This is a genomic window from Nonomuraea sp. B1E8 (assembly GCF_039871515.1).
Lineage (GTDB): Bacteria > Actinomycetota > Actinomycetes > Streptosporangiales > Streptosporangiaceae > Nonomuraea.
This window is the reverse complement of record NZ_JBDPLS010000001.1, coordinates 404,173-425,696: the sequence shown is the minus strand read 5'-3', so window position 1 is coordinate 425,696 and position 21,524 is coordinate 404,173. Positions and strand designations below refer to the sequence as shown.

Here is a 21,524-nt window from a genome sequence, read left to right as displayed (position 1 = left end):
AGGGGAAACGTAATGAGACTGGTTACCTACGCCGTCGATGGCGCCGCGGCGAGCGGCGTCCTCGTGGGCGATCGCGTCGTCGACCTGGCGAGTGCCGTGGCCAGGGCGGCAGGGGAAGACTCCGGGCTGCCGCGGCCGCTGCCGGTGCGGGCGTACCTCGAAAGGGAACTCGACCACGTGGCGGTGGCCGCCGCCGCCGGCGCGCTGGCTCGTGCGGGAGAAGGGGTCGCCCTCGACGAGGTCCGCCTGCTCCCGCCCGTGCCCGACCCGGAGAAGATCCTCTGCATCGGGCTGAACTACCGCGACCATGCCGAGGAAGCGGGGCTGCAACTACCGAGCGAGCCGATGGTGTTCGCGAAGTTCCGCAACAGCCTCATCGGCCCGGCCGACGCCATCGTGCTCCCGAACACCGTCGAGCGGGTCGACTACGAGGCCGAGCTGGCCGTGGTCATCGGCCGCCGCGGCCGCGCGATCCCGGAGGAGCTGGCCCTGCGGCACGTCGCCGGGGTGACCGTGTTCAACGACGTCAGCGCGCGCGACATGCAGGCGGCGACCAGCCAGTGGACCATGGGCAAGGCCGTGGACACCTTCGGGCCGTGCGGACCGTCGCTGGTGACGCTGGACGAGGTCGGTGATCTGGACGACCTGCGGCTGCGCACTCGTGTCAACGGGGCGACGGTTCAGGACGGTACGACCGCGGACATGGTGTTCTCCGTCGCCCGGCTCATCTCCCACCTGAGCCGGGCGATGACCCTGGAGCCCGGCGACATCATCGCGACCGGCACGCCCGCCGGGGTGGGCTTCAAGCGCACGCCGCCGGTTCTGCTCAAGGACGGTGACCTCGTGGAGGTCGAGATCGACGGGCTCGGGACCCTGGCCAACCGGGTGGCAGGCCCGGCGGCCGAGCGGGCCGGCGGCGTCACCGCCGCCGCGACGGCGTGAACGACCGCCGGGCGCATGCGGCCGTGCAGGGAGATGGGCAGGGCGACGGGCGGGGCGACGGGCGGGGCGACGGGCACGCGCAGGACCGGAGCTCCCTGAGGGGACGGCGGGCGCTGGTGACCGGGGCGGGACGGGGCATCGGCCGCGCGGCCGCCCGCGCGCTCGCGGCTCGCGGCGCGGACGTCGTGCTGATGGCGCGCAGCCCGGCCGAGCTCGGGGAGGTGGCCGACACCATCCGTGCGGGGGGAGGCCGGGCGAGCACCGTCCCGGTGGACCTCACCGACGACGCCGCACTCTCCGCCGCCATGCGAGAGGCCGGAGACGCCGACATCCTCGTCAACTGCGCGGGGACGAACCGCCCCGAACCGTTCGTCCAGGTGGCCGCCCGGGACCTCGACGATCTGCTGGCCCTCAACTTCCGCGCGGTCTTCCTGACCACCCAGCGTTTCGTCGCGTCCCTGCTCGATCGCGGCCGGCGTGGCGTGATCGTCAACGTCACCAGCCAGATGGGCCATGTCGGCGCGCCGGAGCGCAGCGTCTACTGCGCCACCAAACACGCGGTCGAAGGGCTGACGAAGGCGCTGGCGGTCGAGCTGGCCGGGCGCGGCATCCGCGTCCTGTCCGTCGCGCCGACGTTCGTCGAGACGGCGATGACGGGCGCGTACCTGGCCGACCCCCGTTTCCGGGAGTCCGTACTCGCGCAGATCCCGCTCGGCCGCATGGGCACGCCGGAAGAGGTCGCCGACGTCGTCGCCTTCGCCGCCTCACCGGCCGCGGAGCTCATCACCGGCAGCAGCCTGCTGGCGGACGGCGGATGGGTCTCCCGCTGACGCCCGGCCGCACCCGGTACACGAGTAAGGATCCCGACATGCACGAGACGGCACGAGCACGGAACCGCCGGCCCGCGCGGCCCGGCGGGGGAGGAGCGCGATGACGACGGCGACGCCGGTCACGACGCCGCGGCCGCCGCGGCCGGGTGAGCTGATGCCGGCCCTGACCATGGCCGGCCCTCGGGACCTGCGACTGCGGATGGTGCCGGCGCCGGCGGCGCGACCCGGCCACTGCGTCGTCCGTATCGCGTACGTCGGACTGTGCGGTGCCGACGCGTCCTTCTACGACGGCTCCAGCATGTATCTGCGCGAGGGGCTCAAGCACTATCCGTTCATCTTCGGGCACGAGTGGAGCGGGACGGTCGTGGAGGTCGCCGACGACGTGCGCGGCTTCGCCCGCGGTGACCGGGTGGCCGGGCACAACTTCGTCACCTGCGACGCGTGCCCCGAATGCCGGGCCGGCCGGCGCGTGTTGTGCCGGGCACGTTCGGAGATGGGGATCCTCGGCGACTACCCGGGCGTGGCCGGCCGCTTCGCCTGCGTCCCGGCCAAGGTGCTCACTCCGCTGCCGGCCACGGTCGGCGGTCCTGAGGCCGCGCTGCTCGAACCGTCCAGCACGGCGCTGCACGCGGTGCGGCGCACCGGGGTCCAGGACACCGACTCGGTGCTGGTCTACGGCACCGGCACGCTCGGGCTCGTCACCATGCAGCTCGCGCGGGCACGCGGGGCGAGCGTGCACGTCGCCGGCGTGGAGCGGTACGGGCTCGACCTGGCCGGCAGCCTCGGCGCGGACGGAGTGCTGACGCCCCGGGACGTCGAGCACGACCGATACGACGTGGTCATCGAGGCGTCGGGCGCGGTCGAGGCCGCCGCCCAGGCGCCGTCGGCGCTCGCGTACGGCGGCCGCCTGGGACTGGTCGGCGTGCCCCACCACCCGGTGCCGCACTTCCCGGCTGCTTCGCTGGTGGTGAAGAGCGCGACGGTGCACGGCGTGCTGTCCGGCATCGACGACTGGGACCGCCTGCTCGGCGTGATCGGCAGGGGCGGGGTGGCGCTCGCCCCGCTGATCGACCACGTCTATCCCTATCGCCGGGCCGATGAGGCGTTCGAGCGGCTCGCCCAGCCGGACCGCGCCCGGCCGAAGGTCCTGCTGGACTTCGGCTCGGAGGAGGAGTGATGGCGCGGGTCCGGTCCCGGCGCGACGCCCCTCAGGACCGGGACGCGACCACCCGACCCGACACGGTGAGCGCCACCGTGTGGTGGCTGATCGGCCGGAGCTCGGCCTGCGCCGATCTCGTCGCCGCCGGCCCGCCGGATCATCGGCTCCGCCTTCGACGTGGGCGGCACCATCCACGGCCTGTACTGACGGGCGGCAACACGAAAGAAAGGAGGCGGTATGCCCTCTCACGGACTCACCTCACTCACGATCGGCGTGCCCGACGTCGAGGAGACCGAGCGCTACTACACCGATTTCGGGCTCACCCCGCTGGGCGGCGGGCGTCTGGCGACGCTCGACGGCGGGGAGCAGTTGCGCCTCACGTACGCCCCCACGCGCCGGATCATCGAGCTGTGCGTCGGGGTGGACGATCCGGATGACCTGGACCGGGTGGAACGCGGGCTGCGAGGGCTGGACCTGGCCACCGAGCGGGCGACGGGATCGGTGAGCGCCGTCGAGCCCGTCACCGGCGTGCGCGCCACGGTCGAGATCGCGCCGCGGCCGGTGCAGGAGGCGCGCCCGGCGCCGGTCTACAACGGCCCGGGAAGGATCGACAGGCAGGGTGCCCGCGCTGACGGCGTGCTGCGCGACGGCCGGGTGCGCCCGCGCAAGCTCGGTCATGCCGTGCTGGGCTCGACCGACCAGGAGGCCACGCAGCGCTTCTTCACCGAGGGACTCGGTTTCAAGGTGAGCGACCTGGTCGCGGGTCGCGCGGCGTTCCTGCGCTGCTCGACCGATCACCACAACCTGCTCGTGCAGCGCGCGCCCGTGGCCTTCCTGCACCACACGTCGTGGCAGGTCGACGACGTCGACGAGGTGGGGCGCGGGGCCATGCAGATGCTGGAGGAGCATCCCGAACGGCACGTCTGGGGGATGGGACGCCACCATGTCGGATCCAACTTCTTCTGGTATCTGCGCGACCCGGCGGGCAACTTCTCCGAGTACTACTCCGACATGGACTGCATCGTGGACGATCAGCTGTGGGAGCCGGGTGTGTGGGAGGGGATGAAGAGCCTCTACAACTGGGGCCCGCCGCCACCGCCGTCGTTCCTCAAACCCGAGGACCTCGCCGCGCTGATGACGGACGCCCACCAGTAGGACACCACCCAAGGTGGAGCTGCATACAGAACACGGCGACCGTCATCGAACAAGCTCCAGGAAAGCGCGAATTCAGGACGCTCGCGATGGGGCCGTCTTGTTCCAGGAACCAACAACTGTATACACTTTCTGTCAAACGAAGGGGACGAAGAGACATGTCAAGCGTCATCGTCGGGGATGCCGACGCCCCGGCCACGGTCATGGGGGTGCACGGCGGTGCGGGCGCCCTGCTGTGGAAGCGCCTGGCCACGGGCTCGCATCTGCACGGCGACTGGGACGGCATCGAATGGGTCGCGCTCGAGCCGGGCGCGCGGGCCGGGCTCCACGTGCACAGCCACACCGAGGAGATCTGGTATTTCCTCAAGGGGACGGGCGTGATCGAGCTCGACGGCGAGACCCACGAGGTGGCGCCGGGCACCCTGGTGCTGACTCCGCACCACAGCAGCCACGCGGCCTGGAACACCGGAGACGAGCGGCTCGACTACGTGGTGATCGAGGTCTTCCCGCCCGCGATCAGCAGGGCTCTGCCGCCGCGGCGTCCCACCGAAGAGCGCAACCCAGGCACGCAGCGTGCCGTCGACGAGAAGGAAGGTGCCTAATGGCCGGGCTCGTGACCACGCTCAAGCCGGGGCAGACCCTCGCGGCCGGCGACTACTTCGCCGGCCCGTGGCGAGATTTCCAGCACCTGCGCCTGGCGCCTGGACAGCGGGAGGAGTTCGTCGCGGACAATGTCGAACTGGCGGCCTTCGTGATCTCCGGAAGCGGAGCCGGCGCCATCGGCGACGACTCGGTGCTCCTGCGCGAAGGCGTGTCGCTGACGGTCGGGCTCGGCAGCCGGGTCGCCGTCACAGCGGGTCAGGAGGGGTTGGACGTGTTCGTGACCAGACTAGACGTGGCCGCGGATCCACGGTGACGGTTACGCGAGCGGGCGACGGCGCCGTGGACTCCGGTGAGCGGGAGCACGGCGTCAGCCTCGTGCACGCCCGGCTGAGAGAGGCTCTCATCCGAGGTGAGCTCGAGGCCGGCCAGGTGCTCAGCCAGGTCCAGCTCGCTGAGCGCTACGGAGTGAGCCGCACCCCGTTGCGCGAGGCGCTGCGCCTGCTGGAGCGCGAAGGGCTCGTGGTCAGCGAGCCCAGGCGGCGGGTGCGCGTGGCGCCCTTCTCCATCGAAGACCTCGACCAGATCTACGCCGTGCGTATCAGCCTCGAGATCCTCGCGCTGCGGCTGACCCTCCCCCGCCTCACCGACGAGGCGATCGCCCGCATCGCCGAGCTGGAGCAGACGATGCGCCGGCACGCGGAGAACCATGACTACGACGCCTGGCACGAACCGCACCGGGAGTTCCATCGATCCTGCCTGACGCTCGCCGGCGACAGGTTGCTGGCCGACATCGATCGGGCCGCCGACCACGCCGAGAGATACCGGTTCTCCTACACCACGCAGGTGCCGACGGCCTGGGGCCAGGGCTTGCGCGAGCATCACGACATCCTGGTCGCGGTGCGTGACAGGGATGTCGAGGCGGCGAGCGTGGCCCTGGCCCGCCACTACGCGCGTGTGGCCCTGAGCGCCGCGGCCCTGCTCGTGCCCGAATATGATCCGCGGGCCATTCGCGAGGCGCTCCGCATGGTGCTGCGTTCGCCCGACGCCGAGATCGTCTGAGGCGCGCCCGGAGCCGCCGGGCACTCAGCCGCCGAGGCCGAGGAGGGGCAGGCAGGCGGGCAGGTTGTGGATCTCGAAACCGGGTGACTCCTGCCAGTCCTCCCTGGCCAGGCGGAAGCGCCGGGTGACGGCCGGCTTGCCCTGGCGGTCGTGGACCGTGATGCCGTCCTCCTGGTAGCCGAGCTTTCTCGTCACCGCCAGCGAGGCGGGGTTGTCCTCGAACGCCTCGGTCGTCGCGTGGCGCGCCCCCAGCCCGGCGAAGGCGAGGTGCAACACCGCCCCGCGCATCTCGGTGCCGATGCCCTTGCCCTGGAAACGCTGCCCGAGCCACGAGCCGGTGCCGACCTCGCGGGTGACCGCGAAGGACGTGGCGGTGATGCCCTGCGTGCCGACGACCTGGCCGTCGTACACGACCACGAAGTCGATCGACCACTTCTCCGGGGCGAGCGAGCCCCACGCGCGGAAGTGGTACTGCAGCGTGCTCCTGGCCCGCTCGGCGGGCTCGGCGTCCGTCCAGGGGAAGAAGAACGGCATGAATCCCACCTCGTGGACGCCCTCGGCGGCGCGGTCCGCGAGCTCGTCGAGCTCGTCGAGTGAGGGGAGGCGCAGCTCCAGGCGGGGGGTGGTGATGGACAGGTCGAACAGGGGCCAGTTCCGCATACCACCGCATGGTGGCAGCCGGCGTGCCCGTTCGCGACCGGTTTTTCGCCGGGAGTGATAGTCGAATAAATGGGGAATGCCCGTTTATAGCGGGATTCGCTAATTCGCTGCCTTTACCGGACAAAACCCATGCATGAGGTGAATTCTCGACGATGTGGGTAGGCATCGAATTATGATCATAAAGTTTCGAAGAATCGGCGCTTTCGCCGTTGGATGCGGGGCGCCCTTGCTGATGGGCATACCTGCGATGGCGGACAAAGACCGTTCGATACCGGTGGAATGGGCCGAGGTGAAGGCGCCCCTTCTGCGGCCGGGCGACCGCGGCAAGGAGATCGAGCTGCTCCAGCGGAGACTGCACCAGGGCCGCTACTACTTCGGCGAGATCAACGGGCGCTACGACGAGCAGACGAAGTTCGCGGTCTGGGCAGTGCAGAAGAGCCACAAGATGCAGGTGCGGGGCGCGGTGGGGCCGGACGTCTGGCGGGCGCTCGACCGGCCGCTTCGCACCCGTGCGCTGGTGCCCAACGGCCCGGCGAACCGGGTCGAGGTCAGGCTCCGGGAGCAGTTGATGATCGTCTACCGCCAGCACCGTCCCGCGCTGATCTCGCACATCTCCAGCGGTGCCCAGAAACGCTGGTGCCTCAACGGGCGCTGCGGCGACGCGGTCACGCCCGTGGGCGACTTCCGCGTCAACCGGCGAGCGCCCGGGTGGACGACCGGGCCGCTCGGGTCGATGTACAACTCCCTCTACTTCGTCGGCGGCATCGCGCTGCACGGCTCCACGAAAGTCCCGAACCGGCCGGCGTCCCACGGGTGCGTACGCGTCCCGATGGAAACGTCCAAGCGGCTCTACCAAATGGTGGGCATGGGGGAGCCGGTATATGTACGACAGAAATGGTAATTACTGAAATATTCGGATATTTCGCGTCACCCCGCCGTGCCTCCGACCCTCGAGACGTTCGGGCCGGTGCTCACGCGCGTGAGCCGGGGCATGCTCGCCCCGGCCTTCCTGAGCACGCCGTCCTTGACCAGCCGCAGGGGCGAGCCGGCGGGTGTGGGGCCGTTCCCGGTGGTCCGGGCGAGCCGCAGGGCCAGCGCCGGGCACATGTCGACCGCCCGCCGCGCCTCCTTGGCGAGGTAGCCGGGGACGTTCCTGAACGACGGGAACCCGTAGTCGTCCAGGTCCACGAACTCCGGCAGCAGGTGTGCGCAGAGCCCGTGCCCCTGGCAGCGGGACCAGTCGACCTCCAGCCGGTACTCGGGGTCGGCCTCGCGCTCGGGCATCGGCAGCACGCCGCGGATCGGCCGGCCGCACGAGCCGTGCTCCAGGTGCTGCGCGATCTCGGTCTCGAACGCGTCCAGCGCCGACAACACGAACTTCGCCGTGCCGTCGGGGTGGAAGCACGCCCCGCGCCGCTCGACGCCGCGCACGCAGCGGCGTACGGCGTCCACCGAACCCGTGCCCTCGACCAGCGCGTACATGGCCCTGGCGAGGTCCGGCAGGCCGAGGCGGCACGGACCGCACTGGCCCGCCGACTCGGCCGCCAGGTAGGCCGACACCCTGGCGGCCTCGCCGAGCGCGCAGGTGGACTCGCCGAGCGGGACGATGATCCCGGCCCCGAGAGTCGCTCCTGCCTGCTTCATGCCCTCGCGTGAGAGCACGGCCGTCTGGACGACCTCCGCGGACAACCACGCGCCGTGGTAGCCACCGACGAGCACGCCGTCGCCGATCTCGGCCTCCGTCAGCGCGAGCACGTCGGCCAGGTAGGTGCCCGTGGGCGCCTCGATGACCGCACCCTGGGCCGCGCCGCCGCTGACGGTGAGCAGGATGGTGCCGGGCTCCTTGCTGGTGCCGACCTCGGCGTACTTCTCGGGCCCGTACTCCGCCAGCAGGGCGAACTGCGCGTACGTCTCCGTGTTGGACAGCAGGGTCGGCAGCCCGTCCACGCCGCTCGTGGCGGCCCGCTTCTTGCGGCCGGGCGGGATGCCCTCCTCGCCGTTCACGGCCTTGACGAGCGCGCCCCCTTCGCCGGAGATGAACCTCTCCTTGATCCCGACCACCCGGATCGGGACCCGGCTCTCCGCACCGCCCGACACGTTCGAGGCCCGGCGCTCGGCCACGGCGGCGGCGACGGACGCCTCGGCGACCTCGCCACCGGCCGTGGCGACGACCACCTCGCGGGCGCCCAGCGCCTCGGCGGCCAGCACCGCGCCGTCCAGCACCAGGTGGGGGTTGCGAGTGAGCAGCATGGCGTCCTTGGAACTGGCCGGCTCGCCTTCGGCGCCGTTGACCAGCACCACGCTCTCGCCCGTGCCCGCCGCGTCGGCGACCGCCCGCAGCTTGCGCGCGAACGGGAAGGCCGCGCCGCCCCGCCCACGCATGTCCACATCGTTGGCAAGGGAGATGAGCTCGCCCAGCTCGCGCGGCTCCACGACCCCGTGGAGCGTGCGGTGCGCGGGCAGGTCGAGCCGGCGGCAGTGGTCGAGCCCGGCGGTGAGCCGGGCCGGACCCATGCGTAACACCCGGGGAACTCGGGCCGGAATCACGGTCGCTCCTGATCAATCGTCGCGGGCAGGCTCATCCGACCTCCCGGTATCTGCGCCTGGCATCGGCCAGGCTCACGGGTGCGTTGACGTTCACCGTGCCAGTCCTGGTGCCGGTCCTGGTGCCGGTCCTGGTGCCGGCCCCGGCGGCGGCCGGGACCTTCTGCGGCCGTTGGTTCGGCACGCCCGCGGTGGCCGGCGACGTCACCGCCGGCCCTTCGACCCTCTTGGGCACGATCGGCGGCCGGCGCAGCGAGGCCAGCACCCGCACGCAGAGCGCGGAGCCGACCGCCGCCAGGCAGGCCACGTAGGACCAGGCCACCCAGCCGGCCGGCGGACGGCCGGCGGTGAGCCCGTGCATGATGCCGACCGGCCAGGCCACGTACGCGGCGGCGTGGAGGATCCGCCACATCCATGGCCTGGTCCGTACGGCGAAGCGCCCCCTCAACATTCCCGTGACCACGGCCAGGACCATCAGGTCGAAGGCCAGCGCGCCGAACCCCACGTAGAGCCCGGCGACGGGGACGACCGCCGCCCCCAGCGGCACGTGCCCCAGGCTGATCATGAGGGTGATGTGCGTGATCAGGTAGGCGAGCCCGATGAACGCGGTGGCTCTGTGCGCGAGCTGGGCCCTGACCCGGTTGGCCGGTGTCAGGAAGACGCGTTCGGTGGTGAGCAGGCCGAGCGCGACCGTCGCGGTCAGCAGCACCAGCGCGAACACGCCCGCGTAGAACTCGAGGAAGCCCACCCCTCGGCCGAGCAGCGCCACGCCACGTTCCGTCCTGGTCAGCGCGAACGCCGACAACAGGATGGCCATGATCGAGGCGCTCGCCCCCAGCCGGACGCTTCTGGTGTCCAGCTTGGTGGGGGCGTGCCTGGGGGATCGTCTATGGAGCATCTATTTCCCTCCAAGGTCGGGTGAGGGTGCGACTCGGAAGGCTGGTGCCCGTGAGGGCATGTCAGATCAGCAACGGCGGCCCCGGTTGATGCATGAGACGACGGTCCGCATCAGCCGATCGGGCATCACATTGACGAAGTCGCCGTGGTCGGTGACCGGATTGTGCTTCTGCTCGGGGAAAGCGTCCACGGCGTACGACGGGCCTTGTGGGACGTTGTACGCGAGGGTCATGCGGAGTTGGGGAATCGCCCGAGTGCCCTGAGGGCAGGCACCGTTCTGGTCGGGGAAGACCACGTGCGTCCGGTGATTGGCGCTGTCGGTGTTCTGGCCGTCCCAGCAGCTAGGGAAATCCAGGATACGAAGAACCTGACTGCCACGCGGGCAAAGCGTGTATTTGTCGGGACTTATGCGATTTTGGAATCCCGAGCAGCTCCAGCCGGCCTTGGCGTTGGCGGTGCCGTTCGTGCCCGCCTTGGCGTCACCGGTGATGATCCTCATGAACCTCGGCATCGCCACGACGTCGTCGGTGGCGTTGCCGCGGAACTGCAACGTCGCGGCGCGGGGCAGCAGCAGCCGCCCGACGTTGCCGTCGGGGTCGTCGGCGTTCTCGTTCGACCTGCGGTCCCTGATCACGGGCCAGAAGTACGTGGACTTGTCGCCCAGCCGGCAGGTGGTGCCCGCGGCGGCCAGGCTCTCGTCGGTGGAGAACGCGTCCGTCGACAGGTTGCCCACGTAGTCGTGCAGGTGGTGCGCCCCGTTGCTCACGCCGGGCGCGACGATGAAGTTGTCGGGGTTGTGGTGGCGGTTCTGGTTGGTGCCGCAGCGGGAGACGAACGAGCCGCGGGAGCCGTCCCTGCCGATCCGCACCTGGTCGACCGGCTGGACCTGGCGGATGTCGACGAAGTCATCGGTGAACGGGCCGAGGTCGCAGTCAGTACCGTCGCCGCCCTGGGTGGGGGAGGGGGAGGGCGACGCCGTTCCCTGCGGGGGCGGGCTCTGCGTCGGGTCGTCGGTGGGGTCGTCGGTGGGGTCGTCGGTGGGGTTGCCGGTGGGGTTGCCGGTCGGGTCGTCGGTCGGGTTGCCGGTGGGGTCGTCGTCCGGGTCCTGGGTCCGCGTCGGGCGGGGGTCCGGCCGGCCGCGGCGCGACTGCACCGTGGCGCTCTCCTCGGGCTCGGGGACGCGCGCCGTGTCGTCCGGCGAGCCGGCGGGGTTCACCGCGGCGCCGCCTCCCTGGGGAGCCTGCTGATCGGCGTCCTGCTGATCCTGGCCCTGTCCCTGGTCCTGGCCCTGCTCCCGGTTCGGGTCCTGGTTCGGGTCCTGGCGTCCCTGGTTCGGGTCCTGGTTCGGGTCCTGCTGGTCCTGGTTCTGGTCGGGGACCCGCGGGTCGCGGTCCTGGCCCTGGTTCCGTCCGTTCCTGTTCCGCTGGTCGGAGTCTCGCCGCTGATTCTGATCCCGCGGTTCCTGCTGCGACGGGGAATCGGCCGAGTCGCAGATGTCGGCGCGTGCCGGGCCGGCCCCGATGACGGCCGCGGACACCAGCCCGCTCGCCGTCACGGCCAAAGCGGACATGGCCGCGGCCATGCGTCTGGATCTCCTCATGTGTGTCTCCTCTTATCGACCGCCAACGCGACGGGTGGAGCCGGCGCGGGCGTGGGAGGCTCCGGCAGGGCGTTGTGGTCGACCAGGCCGGTGGACTCCAGCAGCGCCATGTGTCTCATGACGTACTTCACGCCCTCCTCGGCGAACTTCCTGATCTCGGAGTTGCGGGTGCCCGCCCGCACCGCCGCCACGGTGGTGAAGACCTTGCCGTGCGCGGCACGCAGCAGGTTCGCGTAGTCCTTGTCGAAGGCGGGCCCGCTCTCCGCGGCGAGCTGGGCCATCCAGCTCTGCTGCTGCGGGCTGGGCTCGTCCGGCAGGGCCACGCCCAGCTTCTTCGCGACCTGACGGGTCAGCAGGTCCAGCTTCATGTGATCTTCCATGATCAGCCTGCCGACTTCCTTGACACGCTGGGACTCGGCGCGGGTCCTGGCGTACTCGCCCGCGGGCATCTCCCAGAGGCCGGCCTGCCGTACCCTGACCAGCAGGTCGCGGTCGGCGGCCGTGAGCGGCCCTGTGGGCGTCTGCGCCCACTGGGCGGCAGCGGGATCGATCACCGGGGGCATGACCAGCAGGATCGTCACCGCGGCCGCCACGACGAAACCGCCGAGCATGAACACCTCGCCGCGCAAAAGCCTGTGCATGGTGGGAGGTACGCGGGCTTCACACCCCCGGTTCATCTATGGCCGGAGATAGTTAGAAATGACTGGAGTTATCGGAGTGGCTACCGCTTGGATAACGAAGGTGTAAAGATGTGCCCCGTGCTAGGTCACCTCGACGGCAGGTTCGAGAGTGCGGATGCCGAGGCGGAGCACCGCATTGCGGTGCTTTACCAGGAGTTCGGCGGCCCTCTGCTGCGACACGTCCGCAAATCCACAGGTAACGACCTTCAGTGGGCCGAAGACGTTGTACAGGAGACGCTCGTCCGGGCCTGGCGGAACTCGGCAAGACTGCAATGGGAACCAAGCCTTATATGGGCGTGGCTGCTTACCGTGGCCCGTCGCATAGTCATTGATGGTCGTCGGCGGAAGAGCGTTCGGCCGCAGGAGGTCGAGCCGCCCGAAGTCGACATGATGGCGGTGCCGGACGGTTCGGATCGGGCTCTGTCGGCGATGGTCGTCGCGGACGCCCTCCGGTCCCTGTCCGCGGAACACCGCGAAGTCATTGAGCAGACCTACCTTCGAGACCGTACGATAAGTGAGGCGGCGGAGATTCTGGGGATCCCACCGGGCACGGTGAAGTCCCGGCTCTACTACGGGATCCGGGCACTCCGCGAACTGCTGCGGGACAAGGGGGTAGCCGGCTGATGCATGACGGGGTGGCCGCCTACGTCCTCGGCGTCCTCGATGAAGAGGAGCACGAGGCCTTCGAACGCCACCTCGACACATGCGAAGGATGCCAGGCGGAGCTGGTGGAGTTCGCCGGGCTGCCGGACCAGCTCGACGAGCTCAAGAACGCCTCCTCGACCTCCGACGACGATCCCCCGATGTCGATGTCACGTTGACGTCTATTCCCTTTTCGGGTGGTATCGGTATCGGCAAGACGTGCGCCCGGCGGCAAGTGCCGGGTGGTCGGGGGGAGGTGTTCGGTGGGCATCGACGACGATGCGCCCCGTCCCCCGCGCCGGCGGTTCGGCGAGGAAGGCGGCCGGCTGTCGTACGGTGGCTACCTCCGCCTGCCCGCGCTGCTCGCCCAGCAGCAGCCGCGGTCGCAGGCCCCTGACGAGCTGCTCTTCATCACCATCCACCAGGTCTACGAGCTCTGGTTCAAGCTGCTGCTCCATGAGCTGGAGTCGGTCCGCGAGGCCATGTCCCGTGGCGAGGCGTGGCGGGCCAGGCACCTGTTCCGGCGGGTGCACGCGGTCGAGCGGGTGCTGGTCGAGCAGGTCGAGGTCCTGGAGACGATGACGCCCCAGGACTTCCTCGAATTCCGCTCGATGCTGGAGCCCGCCAGCGGGTTCCAGTCCGTGCAGTTCCGGGAGCTGGAGTTCCTGTCCGGGCTGAAGGACGAGCGTTACCTCGGCAGCTTCCGGCACGCCGAGGAGGCCGATCTCGCCAGGCTGCGCCGCAGGCTGTCGGAGCCCACGCTGTGGGACGCCTATCTTGACGCGCTGTCGCTGCGTGGCCTGCCGGTCTCCGATGATGAGATCATGAACTCGCTGCTGGCCGTGGCGAGAGACCGCAGGTCCCACGACGACCTGTGGCAACTGGCCGAAGACCTGCTGACCCACGACGAGACCACAGCGCTGTGGCGGATGCGTCATGTCCAGATGGTCGAACGCCAGATCGGCACCAAGTCGGGCACAGGCGGCTCGACGGGCGCCCCCTATCTGCGCGGTAGAACGCGCCTGCACTACTTCCCGCTGCTGTGGGAACTAAGGGCCTGGCTATGAACAGCCATGGCGAACCCTCACAAAGGAGTGAGAGCGAAATGCCGCTCGACGAGGCCAAGGATGAGCTGCTCCAGCGAGCCGCCGAGATCTGCGCGACGAGCACGGAGCACATGAGCGCCGAAGAGGCGCTGTCCTTCCTCCGGCTCTACTACCGGCACGTCGCGCCGGAAGACCTGCTCGACCGCGACCCCGTTGACGTGTACGGCCCCGCGATGTCCCAGAGGCAGCTGGCCGAGGTCCGCCCGCAGGGCAGGCCGGCGGTCCGGGCCTACACCCCGGCGGTCGACGAGAACGGGTGGGATCCCGGGCACTCGGTCGTCGAGGTGGTCACCGACGACATGCCGTTCCTCGTCGACTCGGTGACGATGGAGCTCGACCGGCACGGCCTGGGCGTGCACCTGCTGGTCCACCCGCAGATGCGGGTGCGCCGCGACATGACGGGCCGGATGCTCGGCCCCGACCAGCAGGACGTCACCGGCCAGATGCTGGTCGAGTCGTGGATGCACATCGAGATCGACCGGCAGTCCGACCCGCGCGCGCTCAAGACACTCGAGGGCGACCTGCTGCGGGTGCTCACCGACGTGCGGAACGCGGTCGAGGACTTCAGGAAGATGCGGGCGCTGGCCGTCCAGACCGCGGAAGACCTGGGCATGAACCCGCCGCCGCTGGAGCCCGCGGAGGTCGAGGACAGCATCGACCTGCTGCGCTGGCTCGCCGACGGGCACTTCACCTTCCTCGGCTACCGCGAATACCGGCTCGAGCACACCGACGAGGGCGAGATGCTGCGCCCGCTGCCCGGTGCGGCGCTGGGCATCCTGCGTGACGACAAGGTCAGCTCCGAAAGCTTCTCCGCGCTGCCCGCCGAGCTGCGGGCCAAGGCGCGCGAGAAGCACCTCATGATCATCACCAAGGCCAACTCCCGGGCCACCGTGCACCGCGCCACCTACCTCGACTACATCGGGGTCAAGGTGTTCTCGCCCGAGGGCGAGGTGATCGGTGAGCGGCGTTTCCTCGGCCTGTTCACGCATGTGGCCTACAACGAGTCGATCTCCCGGATCCCCGTGCTCCGGCGGAAGCTGGCCGACGTCCTCGACCAGGCCGGGCTGGCGCCCGACAGCCACGACGGCAAGGACCTCATCGAGATCCTCGAAACGTTCCCGCGCGACGAGCTGTTCCAGACCTCGATCGACGAGCTCCTGCCGATCGCGCTGGGCGTGCTCCGGCTGCGCGAGCGCAAGCAGGTCAAGTTGTTCCTGCGGCGCGACGACTACGGCCGCTACATCTCCTGCCTGATCTACCTGCCGCGCGACCGCTACACCACCAAGGTCCGGCTGAAGATGCAGGAGGTGCTGATCAAGGCCCTGGGCGGCGCCTCGCTCGACTACAGCGCCATGATCGGCGAGTCGGTGCTGGCTCGCCTGCACGTGGTCGTGCGGGGGGAGCGGGGCAAGCAGCTGCCGCCGCCGGGCGTGGACGTGGAGGAGCTGGAGGCGCGGCTGGCGGCCATCACCCGCTCCTGGGAGGACGACCTGGCCACCGCGCTGGTGGAGCTGACGTCGGACGAGGAGGCGCCCGGGCTCATCCGCCGGTACGCCTCCGCGTTCCCCGAGGGGTACAAAGCGGACTTCCCGCCCAAGGTCGCCGTGGTCGACCTGCAGCGGCTGGAGCAGCTCGTCGGCGCGGACGACGACGGGCAGGTCGAGCTCAACCTCTACGAGCCGTACGACGCGGCCGAGGGGGAGCGGCGGCTCAAGATCTACAAGGTCGGCTCGCCCATCTCGCTGTCGAAGGTGCTGCCGCTCATCCAGCGGCTCGGCGTCGAGGTGGTCGACGAGCGGCCGTACGAAGTCGACCGCGATAACGACCCCACCACCAAGAACGCCTGGATCTACGACTTCGGGCTGCGCTACACGCCGTCCGACGAGGTCGGCAGGGAGGACTTCAAGCGGCTCTTCCAGGACGGGCTCACCGCCCTGTGGACGGGCCGGGTGCAGGCCGACGACTTCAACTCGCTCATCCTGAGCGCCGGGCTGACCTGGGAGCAGGCCGAGATCCTGCGGGCCTACGCGAAATACCTGCGCCAGGCGGGCAGCACGTTCTCGCAGGCGTACATGGAGCGGGTGCTCCTGGGCAACGTGCGGCTGGCGCGGCTGCTCGTCAGCCTGTTCGAGGCCCGTCACGATCCGCGGCGGCCCGACGACGTGCGCACCGAGCTGGCCGACGCGATCCACGAGGAGATCCTGGGCGCGCTCGACGAGGTGGCCTCGCTGGACGAGGACCGCGTGCTGCGGGCGTACCTGGAGATGATCCAGGCCACGCTGCGTACCAACTATTTCCAGACGGTGAATGGGCGGCGAAAAGAGTACATATCGCTCAAGTTTGACCCGCAGGCCATCAGCGTCCTGCCCCTTCCGCGGCCCAAGTTCGAGATATTCGTGTACTCGCCGCGGGTCGAGGGCGTGCATCTCCGGTTCGGGAAAGTGGCGCGGGGTGGATTGCGGTGGTCTGACCGGATGGAGGACTTCCGTACGGAAATTCTCGGTCTGGTTAAGGCCCAGATGGTGAAAAATACCGTTATTGTGCCGACCGGATCTAAGGGCGGGTTCGTTGTTAAACAGCCGCCTGCGTCCGGAAAGCGGGAAGATGTGCAGGCCGAGGGTGTGGCCTGCTACCGCATGTTCATCTCCGGCCTGCTCGACGTCACCGACAACCTCGTGGACGGCCAGGTCGTCCCGCCGCCCGACGTGGTCAGGCACGACGGCACCGACACCTACCTCGTCGTGGCCGCCGACAAGGGCACCGCGACGTTCTCCGACATCGCCAACGCCGTGGCCAAGGAGTACGGCTTCTGGCTGGGCGACGCCTTCGCCTCCGGCGGCTCGATCGGCTACGACCACAAGGCCATGGGCATCACCGCCCGCGGCGCGTGGGAGTCGGTCAAATACCACTTCCGCACCACGGGCGTGGACGTGCAGAGCACCGACTTCACAGTGGCCGGCGTGGGCGACATGTCCGGCGACGTGTTCGGCAACGGCATGCTGCTGTCGCAGCACATCCGGCTGGTGGCCGCATTCGACCACCGGCACATCTTCGTCGACCCCACCCCCGACGCGGCCCGCTCGTTCGGCGAACGGCAGCGCCTGTTCGAGCTGCCGCGCAGCTCCTGGGAGGACTACGACGCCACGCTGATCTCGGCGGGAGGCGGCGTCTTCTCGCGCACCGCCAAGTCCATCCCGATCACGCCCCAGATGCGCGAGGCGCTCGGCATCCCCGCCGGCGTCAACTCCATGGCCCCCAACGACCTGATCAGCGCCATCCTGCGGGCCCCCGTCGACCTGCTGTGGAACGGCGGCATCGGCACCTACGTCAAGGCGGGCTCCGAGTCCCACGCCGACGTGGGCGACAAGGCCAACGACGCGCTCAGGATCGACGCCGCCGATCTACGCTGCAAGGTCGTCGGCGAAGGCGGCAACCTGGGGTTCACCCAGCTGGCCCGCATCGAGTTCGCGCTGAACGGCGGCCTGATCAACACCGACTTCATCGACAACTCGGCCGGCGTCGACACCTCCGACCACGAGGTGAACATCAAGATCCTGCTGGACCAGGTCGTCCGCGACGGCGAGCTGACCGACAAGCAGCGCAACCAGGTCTTCACCTCGATGACCGACGAGGTCGCCCGCCTGGTGCTGCGCGACAACCACGCCCAGAACGTGGTCCTGGCCGCCGCCCGCGCCCAGGCCGTCGAGATGCTCCACATCCACGCCCGCTACCTGCGGCGACTGGAACGTGAAGGGCTGATCAACCGGGAGCTGGAGTTCCTGCCCTCCGACAAGCAGCTGGCCGAACGCCGGCAGGCCAGGCTCGGCCTGACCGCCCCCGAGTTCGCCGTGCTGCTCGCCTACACGAAGCTGACCGTCGACGCCGAGGTGCTCGCCTCCGACCTGCCCGACGACCCCTACCTCGCCTCGTGGCTGGTGTCGTACTTCCCGTCGGCGCTGCGTGAGCAGTTCCGCACGTACATGGACGCCCACCCGCTGCGCCGGGAGATCATCACCACCTGCGTGGTGAACGAGCTGGTCAACTCCATGGGCACCACGTTCATGTACCGCTTCGGCGAAGAGACGGGCGCCTCGACGCCCGACATCGTGCGGGCCTACCTCGTGGCGCGCGAGGTGTTCGACCTGCCGAGCTTCTACCGGGACGTGGAGTCGCTGGACAAGCAGGTCGACACGGCCACCCAGATCGCCATGCTGCTGGAGGCCCGCAAGCTGGTCGAGCGCGGCACCCGCTGGCTGCTGGTCAACCGCCGGCCGCCGCTGGACCTGGCCGGGTCGGTCGGCTTGTTCATGAAGCCGGTCAACGGCGTGGTCTCCCACATCCCCAAGCTGCTGACCGGTCCCGACCTGGCCGCGTACGAGGAGCGCCGCGACTCGTTCCTCGCCAGGGGCGTGCCGCCGGAGCTGGCCGAGCGGGTGGCCTCCATGGTGCCCGCGTACTCGATGCTGGACATGGTGGAGATCTCCTCCGTGACCGACCGTCCGGTCCACGAGGCGGCGGAGGTCTACTTCGACCTGGCCGACCGGCTGCAACTGGCCCGCATCCGGGAGCGCATCATCGCGCTGCCCAGGGACAACCGATGGAACTCGATGGCCCGCTCGGCCCTGCGCGACGACCTCTACGCGGCGCACGCCTCCCTGACCCGTGACGTGCTGGCCAACAGCACGCCGGGCCTGCCGCCGGAGGAGCGGCTGGCCAGGTGGACGGAGGCCAACACGGCGGCCGTCTTCCGGGCCCGGCAGACGTTGTCGGAGATCTGGGAGAGCGACACCTTCGACCTGGCCACCCTCTCGGTCGCCCTGCGCGCCATCCGCACCCTGGTGTCCGTCAGCAACCTCCCCCACACGGAGTCCTGACGGAAGGGGCGGGCGCCAGAGGGTGCCCGCCCCACCCCTGCCCCGAGGGCATGCCCGGGCCGGGCCTCACGGGTCAAGAACTCGGCGAAGAAGACGGCCAAGGAGACGCTCGTCACGGCGAGCCACCCGTGAGCCTTCACGACCGGCCATGACGGACGGAAAGGGGCTACGGCGCGTGCGGGGCCGTCGGCTGTGCCGTAAAGAAGAGGCCGTAGAACAAGAGGCCGTAAAGAAGATCAGGTTCCGGACGCACGCGTGAGCGCGCCGTCGTGGGCGATCACGGGAGCCGCCTTGGGGGCGGTGAGGGGAGGGACGACCGTCGCGTACTGGTGTGTTTCGACCAGCCGCAGCGTGCGGCGCAGCACCGGCGTGCTGATCGCCCACCTGGCCGACCTCGGCACCGGGATGTAGTCGTCCTCGGCCGTGCGCGTCGTCGTGGTCGTGGTGCGGGACAGGGAATATTGGATGAGCGCCCCGCCGTCCTTGGTGCGCAGCGCGTAGACCGGGTAGTTGTCGGCGCTGAAGATCGAGTCGTAGCTGAAGCCCTCGGTCTTGGCGTCCTCGCGGTGCGAGGCGATCTGCTCGGCCACCTCGGTCGTGTACGGCCCCTCCGCGACGAGCCCGGCGGTGACCCCGGCGGTGCCCGTCTCGGCCACGCTCGCATGCACCGGCCCCATGAACTGCGGGCTGATCGTGACGGTCTTGTCGTCGGAGGCGACCGCGTCGGCGTAGCCGTCGGCGTCGAGTTCGATCTCCGGCAGTTCCCGCCCGGGCTCGAGCTGGGCCGCGGAGCTGATGCGCCAGCGGTCGGACCTGGTGAACGTCAGGAGCGTCGGATGCCCGTCGCGGGTCGCCAGCGCGCTGAACCACGGCGACTCCTCGCCCTGCTCGAACCGGGGCACGAACAGGGTCGGCGACCCCCACGTGTAGCGGCGCGGCGCGTAGTCGGTGGACAGGTAGTCGGCCACGGTGATGCGGGTCTGCCCGCCGGCCGTGAGATCGACGGCCAGCCCGAGGCGCCCCTGAAGGTCGCTCTTCACCCGCAGCACGTCGTCGGAGACGGTGACCTCGGTGAAGACCTCGGCCGCTTCCGTCCGCGTGACCTCCGGCTCGTCAGGAGACGGTGAGGGGGAGGAGGTCGCGGCGGCGGCGGAGCTGGTGGGGGTCGATCGTGGCTGGGCATCGCTCGTGCAGGCGGTCGCCACGGCAAGCAAGCCGGCGGCGAGCGCCAGCGCTGTCCGCCGACCATGTACACGCACCTGGCCCATGGTATTCGGGCCGGCGGCACGCCGAGGCCCCCCGACACCGATCAGCGGGTCGCCGGCGCTTGACAGGGACGCTTGGAAGGTGAACTCCCCGGAGGAGGCTAGTGTAGGGAGGCGTGGCAGGTATGGATCCGGCAGAAGAGATCAACGAGCTCGCGGGCACGCTCCGCAGCATCCAGGACGTGCTCGACCTCGACGCGATGCGCAAGCAGATCGACGAGCTCGAGCAGCAGGTTGCCGCCCCTGACCTGTGGGACGACCCCGACCTGGCACAGAAGGTGACCAGCAAGCTCTCCCACCTCCAGGGCGAGCTCAACCGCGTCGAGGGCCTGGCGCGCAGGCTCGACGACCTGACGGTCCTCTACCAGCTGGCCGCCGAGGAGAGCGACGACGACACGCGTGCCGAGGCCGACAAGGAGCTCGACACGCTGAGGTCCGACATCGGCGCCATGGAGGTCCGCACGCTGCTGTCGGGCGAATACGACGCCCGCGAGGCGCTCGTCACGATCAACTCCCAGGCCGGTGGCGTCGACGCCGCCGACTGGGCCGAGATGCTGCTGCGGATGTATCTGCGCTGGGCCGAGCGCAAGGGTTATGCCACCGAGGTCTACGACACCTCCTATGCGGAGGAGGCCGGCATCAAGTCGGCCACGTTCACGGTCAAGGCGCCCTACGCCTACGGCACGCTGCGCGGCGAGCACGGCACCCACCGGCTCGTGCGCATCAGCCCGTTCGACAACCAGGGGCGCAGGCAGACGTCGTTCGCCGGGGTCGACGTCGTGCCGGTGGTCGAGCAGACCGACCACATCGACATCAACGAGGACGAGATCCGCGTCGACGTCTACCGTTCGAGCGGCCCTGGCGGCCAGGGCGTCAACACGACCGACTCGGCGGTGCGCATCACCCACATCCCGACCGGCATCGTCGTCTCGTGCCAGAACGAACGTTCGCAGCTGCAGAACCGCGCCACCGCCATGAACGTGCTCCAGGCCAAGCTGCTGGAGCGCAAGCGGCAGGAGGAGGCGGAGAAGATGTCGGAGCTGCGCGGCGCGTCCACCACGTCATGGGGCACGCAGATCCGCAACTACGTGCTGCACCCTTACCAGATCGTGAAGGACCTGCGCACCAACACCGAGGCGGGCAACCCGTCGGCGGTGCTCGACGGCGACCTCGACACGTTCATCGAGTCGGAGATCCGCTGGATGCGGCGCCAGGAGTCAGACGCCGAATAGGTGGTTGAGCACGAGGCTCACGAAGAGCAGCACGACGAGGAGCACGAGGACGACGGCGGGTGACAGCCCGGCGAAGCCGTGCTGGTGCATACGTTCTCTGCTGGCGCGGCAGACGGGGCAGCGTCCCTCGATCACGGGGTGGGCGCATTGCGCGCATACGAGGTGTTCACAGCTCATGACAGCCCCAAGTCTAGCCGCACAATCGTTTTGTTTCCGTTATGGACGTTCCATGCCAGTCTTCCCTCTAGACTGTCGTCTGGCCAATCGGAACGTCGATCA

At 69.8% G+C, this 21,524-nt stretch carries 19 protein-coding genes; 13 read left to right on the top strand and 6 right to left on the bottom strand.

Features of this window, described 5'->3' with window-relative positions:
- The first annotated feature begins 12 nt into the window (after positions 1 to 12).
- The 7 genes from ABGA98_RS01930 (at position 13) to ABGA98_RS01900 (ending at position 5,745) form a co-directional block, all read left to right on the top strand.
- Positions 13 to 942 (top strand): fumarylacetoacetate hydrolase family protein, encoded by a 930-nt coding sequence (locus tag ABGA98_RS01930; protein ID WP_347616418.1) that lies wholly within the window; start codon positions 13 to 15, stop codon positions 940 to 942.
- Positions 939 to 1,772 carry an SDR family NAD(P)-dependent oxidoreductase gene (locus tag ABGA98_RS01925; RefSeq protein ID WP_347616417.1) on the top strand — a complete coding sequence of 278 codons (834 nt, stop codon included), beginning with the start codon at positions 939 to 941 and terminating at the stop codon, positions 1,770 to 1,772. Before ABGA98_RS01930 ends, ABGA98_RS01925 begins: the two co-directional genes overlap by 4 nt.
- A 100-nt stretch (positions 1,773 to 1,872) precedes the next feature.
- On the top strand, positions 1,873 to 2,949 hold the full coding sequence (locus ABGA98_RS01920) for an alcohol dehydrogenase catalytic domain-containing protein (protein ID WP_347616416.1): 1,077 nt from the start codon (positions 1,873 to 1,875) through the stop codon (positions 2,947 to 2,949).
- A gap of 219 nt (positions 2,950 to 3,168) precedes the next feature.
- A complete protein-coding gene (locus ABGA98_RS01915; RefSeq protein ID WP_347616415.1) occupies positions 3,169 to 4,086 on the top strand; it encodes a VOC family protein in 918 nt (305 codons plus the stop codon).
- 155 nt (positions 4,087 to 4,241) lie between these two features.
- Positions 4,242 to 4,685, top strand: coding sequence for a cupin domain-containing protein (locus ABGA98_RS01910; RefSeq protein ID WP_347616414.1), 444 nt, complete (start codon positions 4,242 to 4,244; stop codon positions 4,683 to 4,685).
- Positions 4,685 to 4,999, top strand: a complete 315-nt coding sequence (locus ABGA98_RS01905) for a hypothetical protein (RefSeq protein WP_347616413.1) — start codon at positions 4,685 to 4,687, stop codon at positions 4,997 to 4,999. The genes ABGA98_RS01910 and ABGA98_RS01905 overlap by 1 nt, the downstream gene beginning before the upstream one ends.
- On the top strand, positions 4,996 to 5,745 hold the full coding sequence (locus ABGA98_RS01900) for a GntR family transcriptional regulator (RefSeq protein ID WP_347616412.1): 750 nt from the start codon (positions 4,996 to 4,998) through the stop codon (positions 5,743 to 5,745). The genes ABGA98_RS01905 and ABGA98_RS01900 overlap by 4 nt, the downstream gene beginning before the upstream one ends.
- 24 nt (positions 5,746 to 5,769) lie before the next feature.
- On the opposite strand, the gene ABGA98_RS01895 is transcribed toward ABGA98_RS01900, so the two are convergent.
- Positions 5,770 to 6,405 (bottom strand): GNAT family protein, encoded by a 636-nt coding sequence (locus ABGA98_RS01895; protein ID WP_347616411.1) that lies wholly within the window; start codon positions 6,403 to 6,405, stop codon positions 5,770 to 5,772.
- Between the two features lie 289 nt (positions 6,406 to 6,694).
- Here ABGA98_RS01895 and ABGA98_RS01890 point away from each other — a divergent pair, with 289 nt between their 5' ends.
- Positions 6,695 to 7,306, top strand: coding sequence for a L,D-transpeptidase family protein (locus tag ABGA98_RS01890; RefSeq protein WP_347616410.1), 612 nt, complete (start codon positions 6,695 to 6,697; stop codon positions 7,304 to 7,306).
- Between the two features lie 26 nt (positions 7,307 to 7,332).
- Here ABGA98_RS01890 and ABGA98_RS01885 read toward each other — a convergent pair whose 3' ends face one another.
- The 4 genes from ABGA98_RS01885 to ABGA98_RS01870 all read right to left on the bottom strand — a co-directional run bounded on the left by ABGA98_RS01885 (position 7,333) and on the right by ABGA98_RS01870 (position 12,087).
- A complete protein-coding gene (locus ABGA98_RS01885; protein ID WP_347616409.1) occupies positions 7,333 to 8,919 on the bottom strand; it encodes an NADH-ubiquinone oxidoreductase-F iron-sulfur binding region domain-containing protein in 1,587 nt (528 codons plus the stop codon).
- Between the two features lie 64 nt (positions 8,920 to 8,983).
- Positions 8,984 to 9,847 (bottom strand): ferric reductase-like transmembrane domain-containing protein, encoded by an 864-nt coding sequence (locus ABGA98_RS01880; protein WP_347616408.1) that lies wholly within the window; start codon positions 9,845 to 9,847, stop codon positions 8,984 to 8,986.
- 66 nt (positions 9,848 to 9,913) lie between these two features.
- Positions 9,914 to 11,446: a DUF1996 domain-containing protein gene (locus ABGA98_RS01875; RefSeq protein ID WP_347616407.1), complete on the bottom strand. Its 1,533-nt coding sequence runs from the start codon at positions 11,444 to 11,446 to the stop codon at positions 9,914 to 9,916.
- A complete protein-coding gene (locus tag ABGA98_RS01870) occupies positions 11,443 to 12,087 on the bottom strand; it encodes a DUF4142 domain-containing protein (RefSeq protein WP_347616406.1) in 645 nt (214 codons plus the stop codon). Before ABGA98_RS01870 ends, ABGA98_RS01875 begins: the two co-directional genes overlap by 4 nt.
- A 108-nt stretch (positions 12,088 to 12,195) precedes the next feature.
- Here ABGA98_RS01870 and ABGA98_RS01865 point away from each other — a divergent pair, with 108 nt between their 5' ends.
- The 4 genes from ABGA98_RS01865 to ABGA98_RS01850 all read left to right on the top strand — a co-directional run bounded on the left by ABGA98_RS01865 (position 12,196) and on the right by ABGA98_RS01850 (position 18,748).
- Positions 12,196 to 12,750 carry a sigma-70 family RNA polymerase sigma factor gene (locus ABGA98_RS01865; RefSeq protein ID WP_201761090.1) on the top strand — a complete coding sequence of 185 codons (555 nt, stop codon included), beginning with the start codon at positions 12,196 to 12,198 and terminating at the stop codon, positions 12,748 to 12,750.
- Entirely contained in the window at positions 12,750 to 12,947 is a 198-nt protein-coding gene (locus ABGA98_RS01860) for a zf-HC2 domain-containing protein (protein WP_347616405.1), read from the top strand. Before ABGA98_RS01865 ends, ABGA98_RS01860 begins: the two co-directional genes overlap by 1 nt.
- Positions 12,948 to 13,031: 84 nt before the next feature.
- On the top strand, positions 13,032 to 13,835 hold the full coding sequence (locus ABGA98_RS01855; protein ID WP_347616404.1) for a tryptophan 2,3-dioxygenase family protein: 804 nt from the start codon (positions 13,032 to 13,034) through the stop codon (positions 13,833 to 13,835).
- Positions 13,836 to 13,873: 38 nt separating this feature from the next.
- The gene (locus ABGA98_RS01850; RefSeq protein WP_347616403.1) at positions 13,874 to 18,748 is read left to right on the top strand and encodes an NAD-glutamate dehydrogenase; all 4,875 of its coding nucleotides are present in this window, start codon (positions 13,874 to 13,876) and stop codon (positions 18,746 to 18,748) included.
- A 236-nt stretch (positions 18,749 to 18,984) separates the two neighbouring features.
- On the opposite strand, the gene ABGA98_RS01845 is transcribed toward ABGA98_RS01850, so the two are convergent.
- On the bottom strand, positions 18,985 to 20,007 hold the full coding sequence (locus ABGA98_RS01845) for a hypothetical protein (protein WP_347616402.1): 1,023 nt from the start codon (positions 20,005 to 20,007) through the stop codon (positions 18,985 to 18,987).
- A gap of 122 nt (positions 20,008 to 20,129) precedes the next feature.
- Between ABGA98_RS01845 and prfB the strand changes: the two genes are divergently transcribed.
- On the top strand, positions 20,130 to 21,245 hold the full coding sequence (gene prfB, locus ABGA98_RS01840) for a peptide chain release factor 2 (protein WP_347616401.1): 1,116 nt from the start codon (positions 20,130 to 20,132) through the stop codon (positions 21,243 to 21,245).
- The last annotated feature ends 279 nt before the right edge of the window (positions 21,246 to 21,524 follow it).